Raw genomic sequence first — 1,702 nt, 5'->3', positions numbered from 1 at the left:
ACGGGCGTCGCGCACACCCGCTGGGCCACACACGGCGAGCCGACCGACCGCAACGCGCACCCGCACGTGGACGCCGCGTCCCGCATCGCGATCGTGCACAACGGCGTCTTCGAGAACTCCGACCGGCTGCGCGCCCGGCTCACCGCCGACGGCGTCGCGCTGGCCTCCGACACCGACAGCGAAGACCTCGCCCACCTCGTCGCCCGCAGTTCCGCGGCCACCCTCGAAGACGCCGTGCGCGAGGCGTTGGCGCAGGTGGAGGGCACCTACGGGGTGGTCGTGATGGACGCCGACCGGCCGGGCGAGCTGGTCGCCGCACGCCGGGGCAGCCCGGTCGTGCTGGGCGTCGGCGAGCAGGAGATGCTGATCGCCTCGGACGTCACCGCGCTGGTCCGCTTCACGCAGCAGGTGATCTACCTGGACGACGACGAGATCGCCACGGTCACCGCCGACGGCTACCGCACGTCCACGATGGACTCCCGCGCCACGAGCACCACCCGCTCCCCCACCGCGATCGACGTCGCGAGCGCCGAGTACGAGCTGGGCGACAACCCGGACTTCATGTACAAGGAGATGCGGGAGCAGCCCGACGCGGTGGACCGCTGCCTGCGCGGCCGGCTGGACCACCGGTTCTCCTCGGCCCGGTTGGACGGGGTCGGCCTCTCGCCGCAGGACTACCAGCGCATCCGCCGGGTCAAGCTGCTCGGCTGCGGCTCGGCGTACTACGCGGGCCAAGTGGGCGCGCAGCTGGTCGAGGAGCTAGCCAGGATCCCGGCCGACGCCGAGCCGGCGTCCGAGTTCCGCTACCGCAACCCGGTGGTCGACCCCGACACGCTGTACGTCGCCATCAGCCAGTCGGGTGAGACCCTGGACACGCTGGCGGCCGTGCAGGAGCTCAAGCGCAAGGGCGGGCACGTCATCGGGGTGGTCAACGCGGTGGGCAGCACGATCGCCCGCGAGTGCGGCCACGGGATCTTCCTGCACGCCGGGCCGGAGGTGTCGGTGGCGGCGACCAAGTCGTTCACCACGATGACCGTCGCGCTGGCGATGCTGGCCCTGGACCTGGGCCGGGTGCGGGACCTGTCGATCACCGAGGGACGGCGGCTGGTCGGCGGGCTGTCGCAGCTGCCGCACCGGATCGCGCAGGTCCTCGCCGCGGAGGAGGACATCGCGGCGGTCGCCCGCAAGTACGCCGACGCGCGGCACATGTTCTTCGTCGGACGGGTGCGCGGCTGGCCGGCGGCGCGGGAGGGCGCGCAGAAGCTCAAGGAGATCTCCTACGTGCACGCCGAGGCCTACCAGGCGTCCGAGCTGAAGCACGGGCCGCTGGCGCTGATCAACCCGGAGATGCCGACGGTGGTGCTGGTGCCCGACGACGAGCTGCTGGCCAAGAACACCGCCACCATCGAGGAGATCAAGGCGCGCGGCGGTCCGGTCATCGTGGTCACCGACGCCGAGCTGCCCGCGGGGCTGGCCACCGACGTCATCCGGGTGCCCAAGGCGCACGAGGCGCTGGCCCCGATCACGCTGTCCGTGCCGTTGCAGCTGTTCGCCTACCACCTGGCGCGCGCCCTGGGCCGGGACGTCGACCGGCCGCGCAACCTGGCCAAGAGCGTGACCGTGGAGTAGCCGAGCGGGACGTCGTGGCGGGGCGGTTCCCCCCTGCGGGGCCTCGGTGATCACGCACCGACCCCGGGCCGCG

The 1,702-nt window shown here is 72.7% G+C and carries 1 protein-coding gene; it reads left to right on the top strand.

Translation table 11 applies throughout. The features are described from left to right. The coding region (gene glmS / locus AB0G02_RS38730; protein ID WP_360805046.1) for a glutamine--fructose-6-phosphate transaminase (isomerizing) at positions 1-1,629 on the top strand (1,629 nt) is incomplete at its 5' end. Positions 1,630-1,702 lie beyond the last annotated feature (73 nt).

It is taken from the genome of Actinosynnema sp. NPDC023658, from assembly GCF_040639995.1.
In the GTDB taxonomy this organism is placed as follows: domain Bacteria; phylum Actinomycetota; class Actinomycetes; order Mycobacteriales; family Pseudonocardiaceae; genus Actinosynnema.
The sequence above is the reverse complement of the archived record's forward strand: the minus strand, read 5'-3'. Positions and strand labels throughout refer to the sequence as shown.